We start from the raw sequence: 20,572 nt of genomic DNA on the forward strand, positions 1-20,572 counted from the left end.
GGACAACGGCCGCTTCGCGGTCAACTCGCAGTGGACGGCCGCACGGAGGCCAGCCACACGCCGGCGAGGATGAGGCCGAAGCCGGCGACGTGGAAAACAGCGAGACGCTCGCCGAGCAACGTGGTGCCGAAGACTGCCGTATAGATCGGAACCAGGTGCAGGAACGGCCCCGCCCGGTTCGCGCCGATCAGTTCGACGCCGCGATTCCAAGCCATGAAGGCGACGACGCTCGGAAAGATCGAGACGTATGCGATCGCCGCGAGCATCGGCCAGTCGATCTCGAAACGGGCGCCGCGCCAGAATTCCACCGCCGCGAATGGCGCGGTGAGCAGCGTCGACAACACGGCAAAGACGAAGATGAAGCTGAGGGCGTGCATCGGCGGCCGCAGCCGCAGGCAGGCGGCATAGACGGCGAACACCAGCATGTTGAAGACGATGATGAGGTCGCCGCCGTTGAATTGCAGCTGAAGCAGCGCCTGCGCGCTGCCGTGGCCGATGATGATCAGCACCCCAAGTGACGACACGGCGATGCCGGCGAACTGCAGCGGCGAGATGCGGTCACGGAAAAGCGTGGCGCTGGTGCCGACGATCAGCACCGGCACCAGCGAGTTCAGCACCGACACGTTGAGCGCGCTGGTGTACTGCAGGCCGATGTATTGCAGCGCCGTGAACAGCGCGCCGCCGGTCAGGCCGAGCCACAGCATTGCCGGCCAGTGGCGGCGGATGGCGGGCCAGTCGCGCTTGAGATGAGGGCGCGCCCATGGCCACAGCAGCACCGCCGGGACCAGCCAGCGGATCGTCGAGACGCCGATCGGCGGCACATGGCCGCCGATGGCGCGGCCGACGATGTGGTTGCCGGACCAGAATAGAGCGGCGGCCGCGAGCAGCAAGTAGGGATTGGCGAAACGCGGCCTCGTGCGCTCGCCGGGTTCGGGGGCGACCTCCCGGTCGACGCTGGCGCTCATGGGGCTCACCCGGCAAGAGAGAGCGAGGATCGTAGCACGAGCCGTGCAGCCAGTACCGAGACGTTGTCGGGCCGTCAGTCGCAGCGCACGCTCATGCCGCCGTCGACGACGAGCTCGGTGCCGGTGACGAAGCGGGCCTCGTCGGAGGCGAGGAACAGCGCGGCGTTGGCGGTGTCGCGGCCGTCGCCCATGAAGCCGATCGGAATGCGCTTCTGCCGCTGCGCCAGCAGGGACTCGACGTCGCCGCCGGCGCGCTGCTTGGCGAGCCGCGCCTCGACCATCGGCGTGTGCAATTGCCCCGGCACCACGGTGTTCACGCGGATGCCCTTGGCGGCATATTGCACGGCGACCACGCGCGAGAGCTGGATGACGCCGGCCTTGGTTGCCGCGTAGCCGACCTGGAAGGCACCGGTGAAGCGGATGCCGGAGGTCGAGGCGAGATTGACGATGCTGCCGCTCTTCTGCCGCTCCATCACCGGCAGCACGTATTTGAGCGTGAGGAAGACGCTCTTCAGGTTTAAGTCGATCTGCGCGTCCCACACCTCTTCCGACATCTCGACCGGCCCGCCGTGCGCCGAGCCCCCGACGTTGTTCACCAGCACGTCGATGCGGCCGTAGCGCGCGAGGCAGGCCGACACCATCGCCGCGACCGATTTGCTGTCGGTGACGTCGCAGGCGTGCACGGCGATCTCGCCGCCGATCGCCTTCACGCGCTCGACCGTCTCGGCGGTGGCGTCGAGATTGCGATCGACTGCGAAGATTTTCGCCCCTTCCTCGGCGAAACGAACGGCGGTGGCGCGGCCGTTGCCCCAGCCCGGACCGACACTGCCGGCGCCGGTGACGATCGCGACCTTGTCCTGCAGGCGTCCGGCCATGGCGCTCACTCTCTGGTGCTGAATCGGTAAAGCCGCTGCGGATTGTCGACGAGCAGCGCCCGCCGGGCACCGTCGCTCGGCGCCATTTCGGCGATGAGGTCGACGAGTTGGCCGTCGTCAGGGATGGGCCCCCGATGGTTCGGGTGCGGCCAGTCGAGGCCCCAGAGGGCGCGATCGCCGGCCTCGGCGACGAGCTTGCGTGCGAACGGCACGGCGTCGGCATAAGGCGGACCCTGCCGGGTGGCGCGGTCGCAGCCGCTCACCTTGACCCAGACATTGCGGTCGTCGAGCAGGCGCAGCAACGCCTGGAAATTCGGCTGGTCGAGGCCGAGCGAGGCGTCGATGCGGCCCATGTGGTCGATGACGACCGGCACCGGCGCGCGGTGGATCGCCGGCGCCAGCTCCGCGATGCGGTCCGCGTGCATATGGATCTGCAAATGCCAGCCGAGCGGTGCGAGCTGCCGGCCGAAGGCGATCACATCCTCGATGGACGCGCCCGTTTTCAGGTGCGGCATGTAATGGAACCGCACGCCGCAGAAGCCGGCAGCGTCGAGCGCCTTCAATTTGGCATCGGAGATCGTCGTCGGCGCCAGCGCGACGCCGCGATAGCTGCCGCGCCTGGCCGCGAGCGCATCCGCGGTGGCGGCGTTGTCGAAGCCGTGAGCGGCGGTGTGCACGACGACGCAGCGCTCGATGCCGAGGTAATCGTGCAGCGCGAACAGGGCTTCCTTCGGCGCATCGGCGGGGACCGTGGCGCGGCCCGGATCGTAGGGAAAGCGCGCCCCTGGCCCGAACACGTGCACGTGTGTGTCGCATGCCCCGCGCGGCAGTTTCAGCTTCGGCTTCGATGGCCGAGCCACGAAGGTGGGCGCTTCGGTCGTGGCCACCTCAGGCTCCCGGCGCCTTGGTTGCGTTGAACGCCGGCTCGGCCACGGCGAAGGCGGCGAGCCAGTCGGCGACACGTGGATAGGCGCCGCGCCAGTCGACCGGCTTGCGCCAGTCGAGATAGCCGAGCGCGCAGGAGAGCCCGATGGCGACGATGTCGGTGGGGGCCGGATCGGGCGGCGCGGCTTCGAAGGCGGCGAGGCCGCGCATGACCTTGCCGCGCTGATGCGCCAGCCAGCGCTCCGAATAGGTGCCCGGTTCGCGGAAGCGTCCTTCGTACACCATCAGCAGCCCGGCTTCGCAGGTGCCGTCGGCGAGCGCCGCGCGCGTCAGCGCCTTGTAGCGGGCGAGGCCGCTCTTCGGCAGCAGCCGCTCGGTGCCGGCCTGCTCCTGCAGGAATTCGATGATGACCCGGCTGTCATAGAGCGCGGTGCCGTCTTCCAGCAGCAGGCAGGGCATCTTGCCGAGCGGGTTCTGCGTGCGCAGCGTGTCGGCCTCGTTCAGCGTCTCGGCCGGTACGAGCCGGATGCGCTTCTCGAGGCCGAGGACGAGCATCGCCATCCGGACCTTGCGGCCGAACGGCGACGTCAGCGTCGAACGAAGGACCCAGGTCGGGTTGTCGGTCATGCGAACGATTACTTACTTCTGCGTCGGCACGCCGGCGTCCTTGATGACCTTGGCCCACTTCGCCGTCTCGCTGGCGATGAAGGCATGGAACTGCTCCGGCGTATTGCCGACCAGGATCGCGCCCTGGCTGGAGAGTTTGGACACGACGCCCGGATCCTTCATCGCCTCGACGGCTGCCTTGTTCAGCGTCGCGATCACGTCCTTCGGGGTGCCGGCCGGCGCCACCATGCCGTACCAGTTCTCGGTGAGAAGTTGCGGCATGCCAACTTCGGCGGTGGTCGGCACGTCCGGCGCGCTCGGCACGCGCTTCTCGGAGCCAACGGCGATCGGCTTGAGCTTGCCCGCCTTGATCTGCGGCAGCAGCACCGGCAGATCGAGGAACACCATCTGCACCTGGCCGCCGAGCAGGTCGTTCACCGCCGGCGCCGCGCCGCGGTACGGCACGTGCACGATGTTGATCTTGGCCGTGAGCTTGAACAGTTCGCCGGCGAGTTGCGGCAGGCTGCCCGGACCGGAGGAGGCGAAGTTGAGCTTGCCCGGCTCCTTCTTGGCCAGCGCAACCAGTTCCTTCATGTTGTTGGCCGGCACGTTGTTGGCGACCACCAGCATCTCCGGCACCTTGGCGACGAGCGTCACCGGCGCCAGATCCTTCAGCGTGTCGTAGGCGACCTTCTCCATGCTCGGGCTGATCGCCAGCGCGCCGGCGCTGACGACGCCGATCGTGTAGCCGTCGGGCTTGGCCTTGGCGACGACGTCCGTGCCGATCACGCCGCCCTGGCCGCCGCGATTGTCGATGATGATCGTCTGCTTGAGGATCTCCGACATCTTCTGGCTGACGACGCGCGCAATGATGTCGTTGGGCCCGCCGGGCGGGAAGGGGACGATCAGGCGGATCGTCTTGTTCGGGAAGCCCTGGGCCGCGGCGAGCGCGGGCGCAAGCAGCACGACGAAGGCGGCGGCGAGTGACCGGAATGCTTTCACGATGATCCTCCCTGAGGTACGGCGCGCGATCCGCGCCAAGCGCGGTCGAGCGATCTCGTTTCTCAGGGAAGATTACCGGGCGACCGGATTTGAGGGAAGTTCACTGCCGATACTCTTTCGGCATGGCATACGAATATGCGATTGGCGATATCAAGTGCCGCCCCGTCAGACAAGCCGCGCGCCCGCCCAGCGGCGGCTGCGCACGAGCGTTCGGCAGACGTCGCCCAGCATCTCGGCGGCGTCCTGCGTCAGCTTCGGCAGTTGGCCGCGCGGGGTGACGATGCAGACATGCGTCGAGAGGTGCGGCCGCACGATCGGATAGGCGACCAATTGACCGCGCGCGAGTTCTTCCTGCACGGCGGCATAGGTGAGGATGGTGTAGCCGAGGCCGCGTTCGACCATCGCCTTGGCGAAGGCGACGCTGTCGGCCTCGATCTGGACGCGCAGCCGCACGCCGTGCTCGAGCGCGGCATTGTCGACGAGGCGGCGGTTGGCGTGCGCGCCGTTCGGCAGGATCAGCGGCAGGGCGCCGAAATCGCGGATACGGAAGGTCTTCGGATGCGCCTTGTCCTTGAGGCGATGTCTGGGTGGGCCGATGACGAACATGCGCTCGCTCAGAAGCGGGCTGATTTCCAGCGCTTCCAGGTGCGGCGGGTTGTGCAGCAGCGCGAGATCAATGCGCTTCTCCACCAGCCATTCCTGCAGCGACGAGGCGACGCCTTCGCGCATGTGCAGCGCGGTTTCCGGCCACGCCGCCTGGAAGCGTTCGACGAAATAGGGCACCAGCAGGCGTCCCGCCGCCGGCGGAACGCCGAGGACGAGGCGGCCGCGCGCCGGCGCACGATCCTCGCGGATCTCCTCGCGCGTCTGATGCACGAGCTGAGCGATCGCCTCGGCGCGCTCGAGAAGACGCGAGCCGGCGGCTGAGAGCCGCATGCCGCGGCCATGGCGCGAGAACAGCGGCGTACCGAGCTCGTGTTCGAGCTTCTTGATCTGCCGGCTGAGCGCCGGCTGCGCCAGCCGCAGCTCCTGCGCGGCGCGGCTGACGCTGCCGGCCTGCGCGACGCGCATGAAGTTGCGCAGCTCCCGGAGCTCCATGTCTGCCTCTCGTTGCTCTATGCTTATTTGGCATAGCTTAACCGCAGCGATGCCGTGGTCAAGAAATCGGACTGAGGCGCTGATGCTGTGGCCGGGCCGCTGCCGGGCCGTTATAGTCGCGCGCGCGTCGACAGGCAGTGAGGAGAGAACGGACGATGACGACAGGTGCGTTGCAGTTTCTGGTGCTCGAGGGCGACGGTATTGGCCCGGAAATCACCGCGGCGACCCTCGACGCGCTGCACGCCGCGGCCGAGCGGTTCGCATTGCGCATCGCCTTCTCGCACGCGGACATCGGCTGGGCGGCGCATCGTGCGGTCGGCACGACCTTTCCGGACGCGGTGTTCGAAAAGGCGAAGGCGGCGGACGGCGTCATCCTCGGCCCGGTGTCGCACAACGAATATCCGCCGCGCGCCGAGGGCGGGCTCAATCCCTCCGGCGAATTGCGCAAGCGGCTCGACCTCTACGCCAACATCCGTCCGGCGCGGTCGCGCGAAGGCTTCCCGCCACGCTGCGGCGTGCCGGTCGATCTCATCGTGGTGCGCGAGAACACCGAAGGCTTCTACGCCGACCGCTCAATGCATGTCGGACCGGGCGAGTTCATGCCGACGCCGGACCTGGCGCTCGCCATGCGCAAGATCACGCGCAACGGCTCGACCCGCATCGCGGAGGCGGCCTTCAAGCTCGCGCGGCAGCGTCGGCGCAAAGTGACCTGCGTGCACAAGGCGAACGTGCTGCGCGTGTCGGATGGGCTCTATCTCGAATGCACACGCGCCGTGGCAGCGCGATATCCAGACGTTGCCTACGAAGAGCGCCTCATCGACGCGATGGCGGCCCTCCTGGTGCGCGACGCATCGCAGTTCGACGTGATCGTCACCACCAACATGTATGGCGACATTCTCTCGGACGAGGCCTCGGAAATCGCCGGCAGCCTCGGCCTCGCCGCCTCGCTCAACGCCGGCTCCGAGCATGGCGTGGCGCAGGCGCAGCACGGCTCGGCGCCGGACATCGCCGGCAGGAACATCGCCAATCCGTCGTCGCTGATCGGCTCGGCGGCCATGCTGCTCGCCTGGCTCGGCCAGCGCCGCAACCACAAGGCGCTCGAAGAGGCGGCGCAGGCGATCGAGGCCGCGCTCGACCGCGTCATCGCCGATCCGGCGACACGCACGCCCGACATGGGCGGCACCCTCGGTACCGATGCCTTCGCGGCGGCGGTGGCGAAGGCGATCAGTCGGTGAAGCCGTACAGCCGCTGCGGGTTCGTCACCAGCACGCGCGCGACCAGCGCGTCGTCCTGCAGCCAGCGCGGCACCAGCGCCAACAGTCCCTTGGTATCGATGTCCTGGAACGGCAGTTCGTCGGACTCGCCGGGTTTGCGCAGATCGTGCTTCGGCGTGTGCGGCCAGTCGGAACCCCAGACGACGCGCTCGGGATTGGCGGCGACGATGCGGCGCGCCAAAGGATCGATGCGCGGATCGAACGGATCGGCGGCGATGCGGTAGGCACCGGAGATCTTCACCCATATCTTGCCGCTCTCGAGCAGGCGGAGAAGCTCGCCCAGCGCGCTGCCGTCATCGGCGGGCGTGACCAGGCCGAAGTGGTCGATCACCGTCGGCACCGGTAGCGCAAGCAGCGTCGGCGCCAGCGGCGCGAGCACGGAGGACGGCACGAATATCTGTACGTGCCAGCCGTAGCGCGCGCACAGCGTCGCGGCGGCGGCGATGTCGCGGCGCATGACGTCGAGCGCGCCGGCGCCGCCGGTGGCGATGTTGACGCGCAGGCCGCGAATGCCGCGCCGGTGCAGGTCGTCGAGTTCGGCGCCGGGCACCTCCGCGGGCAGTACGGCGACGCCACGTGATCCCGGCAGCTCGGCCATGCAGTCGAGCATGCAGGTGTTGTCGGTGGCGTAGAAGCTCGGCTGCACCAGCACGACGCGGTCGAGCGACAGCCGTTTCAGCATCGCCGCCAGATCGGCGGTCGGCGCGTCCATCGGCGTGTAGCGGCGGTCTTTGGCGAGCGGATAGCGCGTCTTCGGCCCGATCACGTGCACGTGGCAGTCGGCGGCGCCGGCCGGCGGGAAACGCGCGGCCATCAGCGCAGTCCCATCAGCGTGAGCGCGGCGCGGCCGTTCGGGCCATACGGATTGCCGAGCGAGTAGCTGAGATCGAAGTGATTGTACTCGGGCGCCTCGACGAGCTCAGCCGGTTTGCCCGCGGCTTTAACCGCGGCGACGAAGTCGCGCGCCTGGCGGATGAACTCCGGGCTGTCCTTGCTCCCGACCGTGACGGTGATTGGCGTGTGCAGCCGGTCGAGATGGCGCTGCGGGCTCATCGCGTCTTCCATGGCGTCGCTGAATTTGACGTAGTCGCTGCGCTTCGATAACCGCACCGGCTTGAGGTCGTACATGCCGCTCATCAAGAGCGCGCCCTTGATGAAGTCGGGAGCCAGCCCGAACTCCGCCTGCCAGTCGATGGTCAGCGCCACGGCGGCAAGGTGCGCACCCGAGGAATGCCCGGCGAGATAAAGCCGTGATGCGTCGCCGCCGAACTGCGCCGCGTTCTGGTAGGCGAAGGCGATGGCGCGGCGCACCTGTGCCGCCATGGCGGAGAGGTCGCCGCCGAAGTTGTTCACCGGCGCGAAGTCGGCGACGACGTAATTGACGCCGGCATCGACGAACATCTCGGCGGGGAAAGCGAAGTTCTTCGCCTCGCCGCGCAGCCAGGCGCCGCCATGGATGAACACCATGACCGGCGCGTTCGGCTGCCGCGCCTTGAACACGTCGAGCCCCTCGATCGGCGACGGCCCGTAGGCAAGACGCAGCGGCTCGCCCAATCGCCGGCGCGCCGCCTCGCTGTTGGCGGCCTGCCGCATCTGGATGTCGGCCATATACGGCGCCCACACCGTCTGGTCATAGGCGCGGTCGAGACCTTCCTGGTCGTAATCGCGCCAGACGCGCGGCGCGGCGGTGTTCGAAGCGGCAATCGACATGAACTTTCAGGACCTCAAATCTGCACGCGCGAGCGATGCGCTGACGCAAGGCTAGCACAAAGTGTCATCCGAAACGCGAACTGGCCGCCCGCGCCCGGCCTGTCTAGAGTGCGTGTCGTCGATGGCAATGCAAGGGCCGGAGTTCGCATGGCGGACAAGCAGGAAGAACTGTCGTTCACCTATTTTCCAGAGAACTATCGCTGGTCGCACGGGCTCCTGATCGGGCTCAACTGTGCGCCCTGGGGCGGTGCCGAGATCGGCGAGGTCAATCGCATCGGGCTGCGGCTCAAGGGCTGCGTCGGCGACGACGACGCCTGGTTCCGCGAATGGGCGCGCGAAGGGCGCACCGTCGAGGACCGCGGCCGCGCCCTGATGGCGGAAGGCCGCACCACGAGCGGCGCGCAATACCTGCAGCGGGCCAGCATCTATTACCACGTCGGCGAGCGCTTCCTTCAGCCCAAAAGCAGGGAGGGCAACGACGCCTACATGCGCGGGGTCGCCTGCCTGCGCGATGCGGCGAAATACATCAAGCGGCCGAAGCTGGAGCACGTCGAAATCCCGTACGGCGATACCAGCCTGCCGGCGATCTACGTGCACGCCGAGCCGGCCAAGGCCGGCGGCAAGGTGCCGGCCGTGGTGTTCTTCGACGGCCTCGATGTCACCAAGGAGATCCAGTACTTCAAGGGCGTCGCCGATCTCGCCGCGCGCGGCATCGCCTGCCTGATCGTCGATGGTCCCGGCAACGGCGAGAGCATCCGCTTTCGCAATCTCTATCTGCGGCACGACACAGAGCACTACGCGACGCCGGTCTACGAGTATCTGGCGGCGCGACCGGAAGTCGATCCGAAGCGCATCGGCGTGATGGCGATCAGCCTCGGCGGCTATTACGCGCCGCGCGCGGCCGCGTTCGAGCCGCGCTACGCCGCCTGCATCGCCTGGGGCGCGCAGTGGGATTACCAGAAGATATGGAAGGACCGGTTTGACCGGCTCGCGCGGGCCGACACGCCGTCGCTGTCGGTCGCGTCGCAGCACATCGCCTGGGTGCTCAATGCGTCATCGCAGGAAGACGCGCTCAAGCGGCTGGGGCCGTTCAAGCTCGACGGCGTTGTGCAGAAAATCGCCTGTCCGTTCCTGATGCTGCACGGCGACGGCGACGAACAGATTCCGCTCCCCGAGGCGCAGAAATGCTTCGATGCGGTCGGCGCGAAGAACAAGACGATGAAGATCTTCACGCGCGAGGAAGGCGGTTACCACCACTGCCAGATCGACAACCAGAGCATCTGCTCCGCCTATATGTGGGACTGGCTGGAAGAAGTGCTGAAGCCCGCCGCCTGAGCGCCAAAAAAATCATGCCCGGCGGAGCCGCCGGGCATGATTTGAGCTTGTGTTTAATTACTGATCGAGGTGGATGTTGTTGTCCTTGATGACCTTGCCCCAGCGCGCGACCTCGCTGGCCATCATTTTGCGCGCCGCTGCCGTGGTCTGCTCGTCCTTCGGATAGGCGGACACGCCTTCCTTCTTCCAGATCGCGAGCAGCTTGGGATCCGACACCGCCACCTGCACGGCGTGGTTCAATTTGTCGATCACCGGCTGCGGCGTGCCGGCCGGCGCGAACAGCGCCTGCCAGAACTGGATCTTCAGTTTCGGCCCGAACACGTCGACAAAGCTTTTCACGTTCGGCAGTTCGGGCACCTTGTCGTTTGACGTGATGCCATAGGCCTTCATCTGGCCGACGGCGACCTGCTGCACGACCGATTGCGGCGTGGCGAAGAACAGGTCGACATGGCCGCCGAGAATGTCGGTGAGTGCCGGTGCCGCTCCCCGATAGGGAATCATGTCGACCTTGGCGCCGTCTTCCTGCGCCAGCAGCGCGGTGGCGAGATGGCCGGTCGCGCCGAAGCCGGGAATTGCCGCCTTCATCCGCGTCTTCTTCATATCGGCGAGCAGCGACTTCAGGTCGTTGGCTTCCAGCGTCTTGCGGCCGACCAGCACCAGCGGATTGCTGTTGACGAAAATGATCGGCGTCAGGTCCTTTTCGGTGTTGAACGGCAGGTTCTTGTAAAGCGTGACGTTGGCGGAGATCTGCAGATTGTGCAGCAGCAGCGTGTAGCCGTCGGGCGCCGACTTCGCGACCTTGTTGGTGGCGATGATGGTGCCGCCGCCGCTGACGTTCTCGACGATGACCGTCTGCTTGAGGGTTTGCGACATCGACTGCGCGATCTGCCGGGCCGTCTGATCGGTCGGGCCGCCGGCGGGGTAGGGCACGATCATGGTGATGGTGCGACTCGGATAATCAGCGGCCTGCGCCGGCAGGGCCGCAAACGTCAGCCCCGCGAGTGCGAGTGCCGCTACGACAGTACGCCTGATCATGATGTCCTCCCTTGTGTGTCTGTTTTTTGTGAAGCTTACCGCTGCGGAATGACCGGCAACAAGAGATATGGCTCCTTGCCGGGCGCGAAATGCAGCGTATTGCGGCGGGCAAAGATCGCCGCGGGGCGGTCGTCCTTGTCGATGTGCAGGAACGGACCGACGCCTTTCATGGGGTAGGGGGCGTTCGGTAACGCGATGTCGGTGCCGTCGACCTCGTAGTCCTTGCCGCCAATCGTGAGGGCCAAGGTGTAACCGGGCGGCACGACGATGGAGGTCGGCCAGATCTCGACGTCGACCTCGACCGCCTCGCCCGGTTTGAGCGGCCATTCCTCGTCGTGCGTGTGCCAGGGACGGTACGGCTTCGATTTTGCCGGATCGAGCTTGCGGTGCGAGGCGCGCAACCAGCCGAGACCGATCGGCGTGCGCGGGTCGTTGGAGCCGATGAAAGTGACCTCCTTGCCGGCGGGATCGAACAGCCGCAGCGCGAGGATCAGATCGGCGTCGGTCGTCTCAGAGGAAATCCAGAGCTTCGCGGCGACCGGGCCGGTGATCTCCAGCGGCTCTTTCGCCGGCGGCAGGCGGAAGGTGAGACCGTCGCCGGTGGTCTCGTAGCTCAGCGTCGTGCTCGCGCCGGGGGCGGCGGTCGACAACCGCTGGCCGTCGGCGACGAGGTAATGTTTGGCCCATTGCGTGCGCGCGAGCGGCCATTCGTTCTCGCCGCGCAGCACGAATTTTTCGTCCGGATGGCGGATGTTGAGCGACACCTTCGGCTGCTTGTCCCAGCCGGTGTCCTCGCCCTTGAGGAAATGGCCGAAGAAGCGCTTCTGCAGCGTCTCGCCATACGTGCTGTAGAAATGCGTGAAGTGCGTGTCGCCGTGCACCTCCAGCCATTTCTGCCGCGAGCCGGCGGCGAGATAGCCCTCGAAATTGCCGCGCGTGTGCAGGCCCATGCCGCCCCAGTTGCCGGCCGACAAAAGCGGCGCCTCGATCTGCGCGAAATCGGCAATGCGCGCGGCGTAATAGTCGTCGAACAGGCGACGGCGCTTCGGCTCGCCGGCCGTATCGACGCGGTTCTTCTTCAATTCCTCTTCGGGTAACGTCTCCGGTCCGGCCACCGGCTCGCCGGTGACGACGCTCTTGATGCCGCGCTCGCCAACGCCATGCTGCACGCTGATGACCTGCCGCGGGAACCAGGAGGCGAGGAAGTCGCTGTAGATGCCGCCGTGCCGGCAAAGCTCGCGGTAATAGTCGGCCGATCCCTCCCAGATGCAGAGCGCGGCCAGATGCGGCGGCCGCAACGCGCCGGCCGTCCATTGGTTCATGGCGTAATAAGATATACCGTGCATGCCGACCTTGCCGTTGCTCCACGGCTGGGTGCCGGCCCATTCGATGCACTCATAAATGTCCTGCGTCTCGCGCGCCGACCAGACGTCGAGCACGCCGGGCGAGCGGCCGGCGCCGCGGGAATCGATGCGGACGATGGCGTAACCCTCCGGAACCCATTTCTCCGGGTCGACCAGTTCCCAGTTCTGATATTTGTTGCTCGATCCTTGAAGCACCTCGGGTGCCGCCTTGGTGAGTCGCGCCCAGTTGCCTTTGTATTTTTCCTGGAAAGCGGCGCCCTTGGCATAGGGGCCGTAGCTCAGGATCACCGGGCAGCGACCTGCGCCGACAGGCCGGAACACGTCGGCGCGAAGCACGATGCCGTCGTCCATCTGAATCGGCGCGTCCCAGTCGATCTGCATGCCATCGCGGATCTCGGATTTCGTGTCGCTCATGTGCGGGTCTTCCGTGTGAACACGCTGGGGACGTGCAGTCGAAAGCAATCGCGCCGGGTGAGCAAGGATTTCGTGCGCCGGCGGCAAATTAAATTGCGGTATTTTCCCGCCGCGAAAATCCGTTATCGCAATGCCGACAAGCGGCCGCGTCGGCTTGCGCGTCTGCGCACCTTGATGACATTGATGCCCGTCACCGGAGCGCCCGCGTTGCGTCGTGCGTCGTCGTCGCCCGGACAGGAATGAGGCGCGGCGCTCAATGCTCGGTGGATTTCTGGCGCTGATCTCGGCGGTCAGCTTCGCCTGGTCGAACGCCACGGTGCGGCGCGGCGTCTTGTCCGGCACCGTACTGCAGGCCGTCGGTATCAGCCTGCCGATCGCGCTGCCGGTGTTCGTCGTGGCGATGCTCGTGAGCGGCGGCTTTACCGCGCTCGCCAGCTTCAACATGCGGAGCTGGGGGCTCCTGGCCGTCGCCGGCGTCATCCACTTCGCTTGGGGCCGCTACTGCAACTACCGCGCCACCAAGGCGATCGGCGCCAATCTCGTCGCACCGATCCAGCAGTGCAGCCTGATCATCACGCTAGCACTGGCGATCTTCTGGCTCGGCGAGCCGCTCACCGTGCTGCGGCTGATCGGCATCGCGCTTGTCATCGCCGGTCCGGCGATGACCCTCAAGCCGGCGAAGCGCCCGGTCGATCCGATGCCGCCGGAGTCCGCGGGCGAGACGACATTCATTCCGGAATATGCGGAAGGCTATCTGTATGCGAGTTTGTCCGCGATCGGCTTCGGCCTGAGCCCGGTCATCATCCGCATGGCCTTCGTCAAGAAAAGCATCGCCATCGGCATCGCCGGCGGCTTCGTGTCGTATCTGGCGGCGACCGTCGCGCTGATGCTGGTCTTGGCCTTGCCCGGCCGCTGGACCGACTTCCGACGGGTCGACCGCCGCACGGCGAAATGGTTTGTGGTTTCGGGGCTGCTCGCCTGCCTGTCACAGATGACGCGCTACATGGCGCTGGCGGTGGCGCCGGTGTCGGTGGTGTCGCCGATCCAGCGCCTCTCGCTGGTGTTCCGCGTCTATTTCGGCTGGCTGATCAATCCCAAGCACGAGGTGTTCGATGGCCGCGTCATCGCCGGCACCGTGGTGTCGCTCATCGGCGCGGTGGCGCTGTCGGTCAGCATCGGCGATGTTGCGCAATTCGTGTCGCTGCCGGCCGGCCTTGCGAACGTGCTGGGCTGGCATTGGCCGTGAGTAATCAGGGGGATGCTATGGACATCGATCTGCCGGAGGTGGTCGCCGAGGTGAGGGCGGCTTTCGACCGCTACGAGACCGCTTTGGTCAAGAACGACGTCAATGCGCTCGACGGCTTCTTCCGCGACGACCCGCGCACCGTCCGCTACGGCGTCAACGAGAACCTCTACGGCTACGGCGAGATCGCCGCGTTCCGCGCGGCGCGGTCGCCGGTCGCGCTCGGCCGCAAGCTCTCGCGCACGGTGATCACGACCTATGGCCGCGACGTCGCGGTCGCGTCGACCTTGTACGAGCGTCCGTCGGCGCCCAGGCGCGTCGGCCGGCAGATGCAGACCTGGGTGAAATTCCCGGAAGGCTGGCGCGTCGTCGCCGCGCATGTGAGCCTGATGGAAGAGAAGAAGTAGCGGCTTCGCTCACAAAGCCGCCACCGTCTGCACCTCGATCAGCGCCGGCTCGATCACCAGCCGGTCGATCATCAGCAGCGTGTTCGGCGGGTAGGCGCCGCCCGCGAACATGCGCGGGAACTCGCGCTTGCGGAAGGTCATGAAATTCGGGATGTCCTGCGAGTGCACGAGGTAGGTCGTGAACTGCGCGACATTGCCCCAGCCGGCGCCGGCGGATTTCAGCGCCGCCTCGATATTGGCGAAGGTCTGTTTGCACTGTTCGTCGAAATTGCCGTCGGCGGCGATCTTGCCGTCTTTGTCGACGCCGAGTTGCCCGGCGATGAACAGGAATTCCGACGCCTTCACCCGCGTCATCTGCGAGTACTGCCCGAGCGGCTGTCCGAGCGCGTCCGGGTTGACGATCTTGATCTCCGCCATGGTCGCCTCCGTGTGAAGGCGGTCAGCCCACTTCGACGACCTCCTCGGGGAACTGATGCAGCCGGTCGCCGGGGCCGTTGCCGCCGATCAGGTAATTGTCGCACAGCCAGTTGAGATAGCCGCCGTGCACGTAGGTCGGATGGACGACGATGTTCATGTCCTTCTCGATCGTCCACGGCTCGTCATTGCGCACCAGCGGTCGCTCGACGAGATCGTAGCCCTGGCCGTGGCAATAGAGCCGTGACTCGGTCGGGCGGCCGTTTTTCGCCATGAAGTCGTTGAACGCGTCCCAGATGTCCTTGCAGGGGGTGCCGGGCTTCAGGAGATCGAGCGTGAACTTGCGCGACGCCTTGCAGAAGGCAAGCTCGTCCTTCATCTGCTGCGGCACCGGCACGCCGACGACGCAGGACCGGCCGAGCTCGGTGTACATGCCGCCGGGGCCGTTGTCCTCGACCAGCAGCGCGATCTGGTCGCCCTTCTGGATGACGCGGTTCTGCAGATGCCGGTTGGCGAACTTCGACGGCTTGCCGAGCGGCATCGAGGCGCAGAGATAGATGCCGTTCTCGCTGCCGTGCGTGACGCTGTACTGCTGCGCGATCGCCGCGACCTCGACGTCGCGCATGCCGGGCTTCGCTGCGGCGAAGGCGGCGCGCATGGCGCCGTCCTGCATCAGCGCCGCGCGCTTGACCAGCTCCATCTCCTCGGCGCTCTTGATCACCTTGATGCGGTCGACCAGCTCGGTGGCGTCGACAAAGGTCGCCTGCGGCAATGCGCGCTTCACGTAATCGAGCAGCGCGTAGGACATCTGGTAGGTGCCGACGAAGCCGACGGTGGCCTTGGCGTAGGGCTTGAGCGCCTGCACCGCGAGTTCGGGGTCGTAATCTTTGGTGTAGTGCGCCGAGGCGTAGCTCGGCGTCGTCAGTAGCTGCTTGACGCCGCGCCAGGTCTGGTCGCCTTGCGCGGTCGGCTCGCTGCCGCCGAACGGGCCCTGGCAGACGACGCTCATGTCGTCGTCGCGCGGGAAGATCACCGTGTTCGGGTAGCCGTTGGTCGCCGGCATGTCGGTGAAGTAGCGGACGTAGCCGCCCATGTGGTCATTGTTGTTCTGCATCAGCAGAACGTCGATCTTGTCGCGCTGCATGGCGGCGCGGACCGCGGCCCAGCGCCGCTCCAGCTCGGCGGTGGAGACGGGGGTGTTCAGGCGGTCCGACAGGGCCATGTCATTTTCTCCAGGAGGCGGGTTCGCGCACGATGTTGATCATGCGCCTGGGCTCGCCGTTGAGGAAGCAGCGCATATTGTCTACGATCGTCGGCATGGCGCGGTCCTCGTAGCCTTGCGAATAGCCGCCGAGATGCGGGATGCACTGCAGGTTCTTGGTCTTCCACAACGGGCTATCCGGCGGCAGCGGCTCTTTGGCGTAGACGTCGAGCGCGGCGCCGGCGATCTGGCCGCTGTTGAGCGCCTCGATCAGCGCCGCCTCGTCGACCACGCCGCCGCGCGCGACGTTGACCAGATAAGCCGTCGGCTTCATGGCGGCGAGCACTTCGGCATTGATGATATGGCGTGTCTCGTTGCTCATTGGGATCAGCACGACGAGGTAATCGAGTTCGCGCACGACGTCGATGAGGTCGGCGCGGCTGGCCATGCGGTCAAAGCCGGGCGCCGGGCGCGGCGAGCCGCTGATGCCGACCACCGTCATGTTGAAGGCCTTCAGCATCGGCGCCAGATGCTCGGCGATGAGCCCGACACCGAGGATGCCGACGGTCTTGCCGTCGAGCAGGCCGACCGGCCAGCGCTCCCAGGCGTGCCGCGGCTGCGCCAGCGCCGTGCGCGGCATGTCGCGCGCGAGCGAAAGCATGTAGGCGATGGTCGCTTCCGACATCGGCGGCCCGTGGATGCCGCGCAGGTTGGTGACCAGCACCTCCGGATCGAGCGAAGGCAGATCGATGATGTTGTCGACGCCGGTGCCCAGCGCCTGGATCCATTTCAGCTTCTTGGCGTCGCGCACGACGTGGTCGGCCATCGGCGGCGAGAAGCAGAGCAGGATGTCGGTGTCGGCAATATAGGGGTCGACCAGGGTGTGATGGCCGACGACATTGACGGTCAATTGTTGCGGGAACCGCTCCAGCAGCATCTGCTTGTAGCGGGCGCGCATCGACTCTTGAACTTCGGTGAGGATAAGAAGGTTTGGCATGGGCACCCTGGGACGTGGCCGGGCAGGTATAGTGGCAAACGCGGCCGCGGCAAATGACGCGACGGCGTTGGCCCGTATCGCGGGACTGAGCTAGGATCGCTGCAAACGGGGAGGGCGGTAAATGCCGATCGATCTGGCGAGCGTGAACTGGCTGTACGTGGCGATCCTGGCGGTTTTCGTCTTCGTGGCCAGTCTGATCGGCAACTTCCTCAGTTTCGGCCGCCGGGGCTCGGGCGCCCTGCTGACGGCGATCCTGTTCGCCGCCGCCTTTGTGGCCTGGAGCTATTATCCGCACCACCTGCCGCTGCCGACGTCGCTCAATCCGCCGCCGGTGCCGGTCGCCGCCGCGCCGCCGCCGCCGCCGAAGCCGGCCGCGCCGGTGCGCCCGGCCAACCCGGTCACGGACATAACGCCGCCGAAGCCGCAGTAGGCTTGCATCCGCCCCGGCGGATGATGTTTTCTCCTTCTCGATGAGCCGCGCAGCCGGGGCGCTGCGTGCGTTCACTGTGACCAGGGCGGAAGTACATGAAAAAAGTCTATTCCGACGCGAAGGCCGCGCTTGCCGGTGTGCTCAAGGACGGCATGTTGATCTGCTGCGGCGGCTTCGGCCTCTGCGGCATCCCGGAGACGCTGATCAAGGCGATCCAGGAGTCCGGGGTGAAGAATCTCACCGTGGTCTCCAACAATGCCGGTGTCGACGGCGCGGGCTTGGGCCTGCTGCTCGAGACGCGTCAGGTCAAGAAGATGATCTCGTCTTACGTGGGCGAGAACAAGCTGTTCGCGCAGCAGTACCTCGCCGGCGAGTTGGAAATCGAATTCAACCCGCAGGGCACCTTGGCCGAGCGCATCCGCGCCGGCGGCGCCGGCATCCCGGCTTTCTACACCCGCACGGGCGCCGGCACCGACATCGCCAAGGGCAAGGAAGAGCGTGAGTTCGACGGCGACCGCTACATCATGGAGCGCGGCATCGTCGCCGATCTGTCCGTCGTGCACGCCTGGATGGGCGACCACGAGGGCAACCTCGTCTATCGGAAGACGGCGCGCAACTTCAATCCGATGATGGCGACCGCCGGCAAGGTGACCGTCGCCGAGGTCGAGCACCTGGTGCGCCCCGGCGAAATCGATCCCGACCACATCATCACCCCCGGCGTCTACGTGAAGCGCATCATTCACGTGCCGAACGCCGTCAAGCACATCGAGCAGCGCACGGTACGCAAGCGCGTCCCCGCCGCCGCTACCGGAGAGGAGGTCTAACAATGGCCTGGACCCGCGATCAAATGGCCGAACGCGCGGCCAAAGAATTGCGTGACGGCTTTTACGTCAATCTCGGCATCGGCATTCCGACGCTCGTGTCGAACTACATCCCCGAGGGCATGACCGTGCAGCTGCAGAGCGAGAACGGCATGCTCGGCTTCGGTCCGTTCCCCTATGAGGGCGATGAGGATCCGGACCTCATCAACGCCGGCAAGCAGACCGTGACCGAGCTGCCGACGACGAGCTTCTTCTCGTCGGCAGACAGTTTCGCGATGATCCGCGGCGGCCACATCGACATCGCGCTGCTCGGCGCCATGCAGGTGGCCGAGAACGGCGACCTCGCCAACTGGATGATCCCCGGCAAGATGGTGAAGGGCATGGGCGGCGCCATGGACCTCGTCGCCGGCGTCAAGAAGGTCGTCGTCATCATGGAGCACACGGCCAAGAACGAGCCGAAGCTGCTGCACAAGTGCAACCTGCCCCTGACCGGCGCCGGCGTCGTCGACATGGTGATCACCGATCTCGGCGTCTTCACCATCGACCGCAAGAAGGGCGGCATGACCTTGATTGAGCTCGCGACCGACGTCAGTCTCGACGAGATCACGCAGAAGACCGAGGCGAAGTTCAGCGTCGATCCGAAGCTGAAGCACTGAGGGTCGACCATCAAAGGCGCCGCCGCTCCGGAAAGCGGCGGCGCAAGTCGTTTCAGAGCAGGGGACGCATCCTTATGAGTGACCGCGACGCCCTGACCGAGCGGGTCGATGCGCTGGAGATGCGCGCGACCGAGCAGGAGCGCACGATCGAGGACCTGAACGCCACGATCCTCGCGCAGTGGAAGGAGATCGAAGACCTCAAGCGGCAGTTGGCCCGCCTCGGCGCGCAGATGCAGGAGCTTGAAGCGCATGCGCCGGCCGGCGAGCCGGAGCCGCCGCCGCCGCATTATTGAGCGGCGGTGGGGGGCCCGCTTGCTCGGTGCACCTTCGGGGTCGTCGCGGCGAGGAACCGGCGCATGTCGGCGGCAATCTCATCGGCTGCTTCGTCGAGTGCGAAGTGACCCGCCTCGAGGATATGGACCTCCGCCTTCGGCAAGTCGCGTTTGTAGGCGGCGACCTCCGGCAGCGCGAATGAGGCGTCGTACTTGCCCCACACGATCAGCATCGGCGGCTTGAATTTGCGGAAGTAGGCTTGCCACGCCGGATACTCAGCCAGATTGGTGCGGTAATCGTAGAAAAGCGCCACCTGGATGTCGGCGATCCCGGGCTTGCTCAGATAGGCGAACTCGTCGTCCCATAGATCGGGATTGTAGCGCTCGGGGTGGGGCGAGCCGCCGACGTGACGCGCCTTCGCGCCCTGCAAAGCGGTCAGGCGCTCCCGGAATACGGATTCGTATTTCGCGCGGTCGGCCCAGAACGCCCGCGGCGCTGCCCAGCGTTTCTCATCCAGTCCGTCGTCGTGGGCGACCGCATTCTGCACCACGATCGCCGTGATGCGTTCGGGGTGCGCGACAGCGAGACGAAAGCCGACGGGTCCGCCGTAGTCGTGAACGTAAAGCGCGTATTTCGTTAAGCCGGCGGTTTGCGTGAAGCCGTCGATGATCTGCGCCAGATGATCGAACGTGTAGTCGAATTTGTCGGGCGATGGCGCGTCGGAATGGCCGAAGCCGGGATAATCGGGGGCGATGACGTGATAACGATCCGCAAGCATCGGGATGAGGGTGTCGAACTCACGCGACGATGACGGCAATCCGTGCAGGAGGAGAAGCGTCGGCGCGTGCGCGGGCCCGGCCTCGCGATAGAAGATCTTGATGCCGTCGACCTGGGCGTACTTGTAGACGGTGGTCGAATGGATCGCCGGTACGGGCGATGCCGTGGCGGGTGTGGATGCCGGGAGCAAACTCATCAGAGCGGCAACAATCGCGGCTGCCGCCGTCATTCGTGCAAGCATGTTGGCAGGGTCTCCGAGGCTTCACCGTGCCGTCGGGCAGGGCGGTTGCCGAGGTCAGGAATGGCAACGCGGGATGAACACGCCCGGCTGCGAATTATTCCGAAGCCGGCGGCAGAGCGGCCATGCGGCGACGGCAGGCCGGAACGAACGCTTGCGCGCTCCGCTTGTCCGGGCATGCGCCGCAAGGAAGACCTCACCCGCGAGATCGACAGCCTCAAGGAGCATCTGCCGGATTGGGCGGCGCGGCTGCTCGACATTGTGCGCGCGCCGCACGCCGTCTGGGTGCGCGTTCCGTTGGCGATCGTGCTGATGGCAGGCGGCTTCGTCGGCTTCCTCCCGATCCTCGGCTTCTGGATGCTGCCGCTCGGTCTCGCACTGCTGGCAGTCGATCTGCCGTTCATGCGCCCGCCGATGGCGCGGCTGCTCGCTTTCATCAACGGAAAGCTCGCCAAGGCCTGAGCCGTGCCGTCCGGCCGATGACTTGGGCGCGCGAACCTGCTAGGTCGCTGGCGCGCGGCGGCAGCCTTGATGCGGTCAAGGCCTTCCGCG

At 66.4% G+C, this 20,572-nt stretch carries 24 protein-coding genes; 10 read left to right on the forward strand and 14 right to left on the reverse strand.

Going from position 1 to position 20,572, the window contains the following annotated elements; all coding sequences use genetic code 11:
• Positions 1-20 precede the first annotated feature (20 nt).
• The 6 genes from VGV41_RS11675 to VGV41_RS11700 form a co-directional block, all read right to left on the reverse strand.
• On the reverse strand, positions 21-965 hold the full coding sequence (locus VGV41_RS11675) for a DMT family transporter (protein WP_326864006.1): 945 nt from the start codon (positions 963-965) through the stop codon (positions 21-23).
• Between the two features lie 74 nt (positions 966-1,039).
• The gene (locus tag VGV41_RS11680) at positions 1,040-1,840 is read right to left on the reverse strand and encodes an SDR family NAD(P)-dependent oxidoreductase (RefSeq protein WP_326864007.1); all 801 of its coding nucleotides are present in this window, start codon (positions 1,838-1,840) and stop codon (positions 1,040-1,042) included.
• Positions 1,841-1,845: 5 nt separating this feature from the next.
• Positions 1,846-2,727 carry an amidohydrolase family protein gene (locus VGV41_RS11685; protein WP_326864008.1) on the reverse strand — a complete coding sequence of 294 codons (882 nt, stop codon included), beginning with the start codon at positions 2,725-2,727 and terminating at the stop codon, positions 1,846-1,848.
• Between the two features lies 1 nt (position 2,728).
• Entirely contained in the window at positions 2,729-3,352 is a 624-nt protein-coding gene (locus VGV41_RS11690; RefSeq protein WP_326864009.1) for a glutathione S-transferase family protein, read from the reverse strand.
• A gap of 12 nt (positions 3,353-3,364) precedes the next feature.
• Positions 3,365-4,333 carry a tripartite tricarboxylate transporter substrate binding protein gene (locus VGV41_RS11695; protein WP_326864010.1) on the reverse strand — a complete coding sequence of 323 codons (969 nt, stop codon included), beginning with the start codon at positions 4,331-4,333 and terminating at the stop codon, positions 3,365-3,367.
• A 165-nt stretch (positions 4,334-4,498) separates the two neighbouring features.
• Positions 4,499-5,431, reverse strand: coding sequence for a LysR family transcriptional regulator (locus VGV41_RS11700; RefSeq protein WP_326864011.1), 933 nt, complete (start codon positions 5,429-5,431; stop codon positions 4,499-4,501).
• Positions 5,432-5,586: 155 nt separating this feature from the next.
• Between VGV41_RS11700 and VGV41_RS11705 the strand changes: the two genes are divergently transcribed.
• Positions 5,587-6,666 (forward strand): isocitrate/isopropylmalate dehydrogenase family protein, encoded by a 1,080-nt coding sequence (locus VGV41_RS11705; RefSeq protein WP_326864012.1) that lies wholly within the window; start codon positions 5,587-5,589, stop codon positions 6,664-6,666.
• On the opposite strand, the gene VGV41_RS11710 is transcribed toward VGV41_RS11705, so the two are convergent.
• Together VGV41_RS11710 and VGV41_RS11715 are read right to left on the reverse strand one after the other, a co-directional pair.
• On the reverse strand, positions 6,656-7,519 hold the full coding sequence (locus VGV41_RS11710; protein WP_326864013.1) for an amidohydrolase family protein: 864 nt from the start codon (positions 7,517-7,519) through the stop codon (positions 6,656-6,658). The genes VGV41_RS11705 and VGV41_RS11710 overlap by 11 nt on opposite strands.
• Entirely contained in the window at positions 7,519-8,415 is an 897-nt protein-coding gene (locus tag VGV41_RS11715) for an alpha/beta hydrolase (RefSeq protein ID WP_326864014.1), read from the reverse strand. The genes VGV41_RS11710 and VGV41_RS11715 overlap by 1 nt, the downstream gene beginning before the upstream one ends.
• A gap of 147 nt (positions 8,416-8,562) precedes the next feature.
• Here VGV41_RS11715 and VGV41_RS11720 point away from each other — a divergent pair, with 147 nt between their 5' ends.
• Positions 8,563-9,750, forward strand: coding sequence for an alpha/beta hydrolase family protein (locus VGV41_RS11720; protein ID WP_326864015.1), 1,188 nt, complete (start codon positions 8,563-8,565; stop codon positions 9,748-9,750).
• 57 nt (positions 9,751-9,807) lie between these two features.
• Here VGV41_RS11720 and VGV41_RS11725 read toward each other — a convergent pair whose 3' ends face one another.
• The gene (locus VGV41_RS11725) at positions 9,808-10,785 is read right to left on the reverse strand and encodes a tripartite tricarboxylate transporter substrate binding protein (RefSeq protein WP_326864016.1); all 978 of its coding nucleotides are present in this window, start codon (positions 10,783-10,785) and stop codon (positions 9,808-9,810) included.
• Between the two features lie 35 nt (positions 10,786-10,820).
• Positions 10,821-12,563, reverse strand: a complete 1,743-nt coding sequence (locus VGV41_RS11730; RefSeq protein ID WP_326864017.1) for a CocE/NonD family hydrolase — start codon at positions 12,561-12,563, stop codon at positions 10,821-10,823.
• A 57-nt stretch (positions 12,564-12,620) separates the two neighbouring features.
• Between VGV41_RS11730 and VGV41_RS11735 the strand changes: the two genes are divergently transcribed.
• The 3 genes from VGV41_RS11735 to hpxZ are packed head-to-tail and all read left to right on the forward strand — an operon-like array spanning position 12,621 to position 14,213.
• Positions 12,621-12,806: a hypothetical protein gene (locus VGV41_RS11735; protein WP_326864018.1), complete on the forward strand. Its 186-nt coding sequence runs from the start codon at positions 12,621-12,623 to the stop codon at positions 12,804-12,806.
• Positions 12,807-12,819: 13 nt separating this feature from the next.
• Positions 12,820-13,809, forward strand: coding sequence for an EamA family transporter (locus VGV41_RS11740; protein WP_326864019.1), 990 nt, complete (start codon positions 12,820-12,822; stop codon positions 13,807-13,809).
• Between the two features lie 17 nt (positions 13,810-13,826).
• On the forward strand, positions 13,827-14,213 hold the full coding sequence (gene hpxZ, locus VGV41_RS11745) for an oxalurate catabolism protein HpxZ (protein ID WP_326864020.1): 387 nt from the start codon (positions 13,827-13,829) through the stop codon (positions 14,211-14,213).
• A 9-nt stretch (positions 14,214-14,222) separates the two neighbouring features.
• On the opposite strand, the gene VGV41_RS11750 is transcribed toward hpxZ, so the two are convergent.
• Genes VGV41_RS11750 through VGV41_RS11760 form a run of 3 tightly spaced genes read right to left on the reverse strand, consistent with a single transcriptional unit; the run spans position 14,223 to position 16,825 of the window.
• Entirely contained in the window at positions 14,223-14,630 is a 408-nt protein-coding gene (locus tag VGV41_RS11750; protein ID WP_326864021.1) for a RidA family protein, read from the reverse strand.
• Between the two features lie 22 nt (positions 14,631-14,652).
• Positions 14,653-15,849, reverse strand: coding sequence for a M24 family metallopeptidase (locus VGV41_RS11755; RefSeq protein ID WP_326864022.1), 1,197 nt, complete (start codon positions 15,847-15,849; stop codon positions 14,653-14,655).
• A gap of 1 nt (position 15,850) precedes the next feature.
• The gene (locus VGV41_RS11760; RefSeq protein WP_326864023.1) at positions 15,851-16,825 is read right to left on the reverse strand and encodes a D-2-hydroxyacid dehydrogenase; all 975 of its coding nucleotides are present in this window, start codon (positions 16,823-16,825) and stop codon (positions 15,851-15,853) included.
• Positions 16,826-16,946: 121 nt separating this feature from the next.
• On the opposite strand from VGV41_RS11760, the gene VGV41_RS11765 reads away from it, so the two are divergent.
• The 4 genes from VGV41_RS11765 to VGV41_RS11780 all read left to right on the forward strand — a co-directional run bounded on the left by VGV41_RS11765 (position 16,947) and on the right by VGV41_RS11780 (position 19,025).
• Positions 16,947-17,255, forward strand: coding sequence for a hypothetical protein (locus VGV41_RS11765; RefSeq protein WP_326864024.1), 309 nt, complete (start codon positions 16,947-16,949; stop codon positions 17,253-17,255).
• Positions 17,256-17,350: 95 nt separating this feature from the next.
• Complete coding sequence (locus VGV41_RS11770) at positions 17,351-18,079, forward strand: CoA transferase subunit A (protein ID WP_326864025.1); 729 nt, start codon at positions 17,351-17,353, stop codon at positions 18,077-18,079.
• 2 nt (positions 18,080-18,081) lie between these two features.
• On the forward strand, positions 18,082-18,732 hold the full coding sequence (locus tag VGV41_RS11775; RefSeq protein ID WP_326864026.1) for a CoA transferase subunit B: 651 nt from the start codon (positions 18,082-18,084) through the stop codon (positions 18,730-18,732).
• 74 nt (positions 18,733-18,806) lie between these two features.
• Complete coding sequence (locus VGV41_RS11780) at positions 18,807-19,025, forward strand: SlyX family protein (protein WP_326864027.1); 219 nt, start codon at positions 18,807-18,809, stop codon at positions 19,023-19,025.
• Here VGV41_RS11780 and VGV41_RS11785 read toward each other — a convergent pair.
• Positions 19,019-19,978 (reverse strand): alpha/beta hydrolase, encoded by a 960-nt coding sequence (locus VGV41_RS11785; RefSeq protein ID WP_326864028.1) that lies wholly within the window; start codon positions 19,976-19,978, stop codon positions 19,019-19,021. The genes VGV41_RS11780 and VGV41_RS11785 overlap by 7 nt on opposite strands.
• Before the next feature lie 219 nt (positions 19,979-20,197).
• On the opposite strand from VGV41_RS11785, the gene VGV41_RS11790 reads away from it, so the two are divergent.
• Positions 20,198-20,482: a hypothetical protein gene (locus VGV41_RS11790; RefSeq protein ID WP_326864029.1), complete on the forward strand. Its 285-nt coding sequence runs from the start codon at positions 20,198-20,200 to the stop codon at positions 20,480-20,482.
• Positions 20,483-20,572 lie beyond the last annotated feature (90 nt).

The sequence above is a fragment of the Pseudolabrys sp. genome, assembly GCF_035943735.1.
GTDB lineage: Bacteria > Pseudomonadota > Alphaproteobacteria > Rhizobiales > Xanthobacteraceae > Pseudolabrys.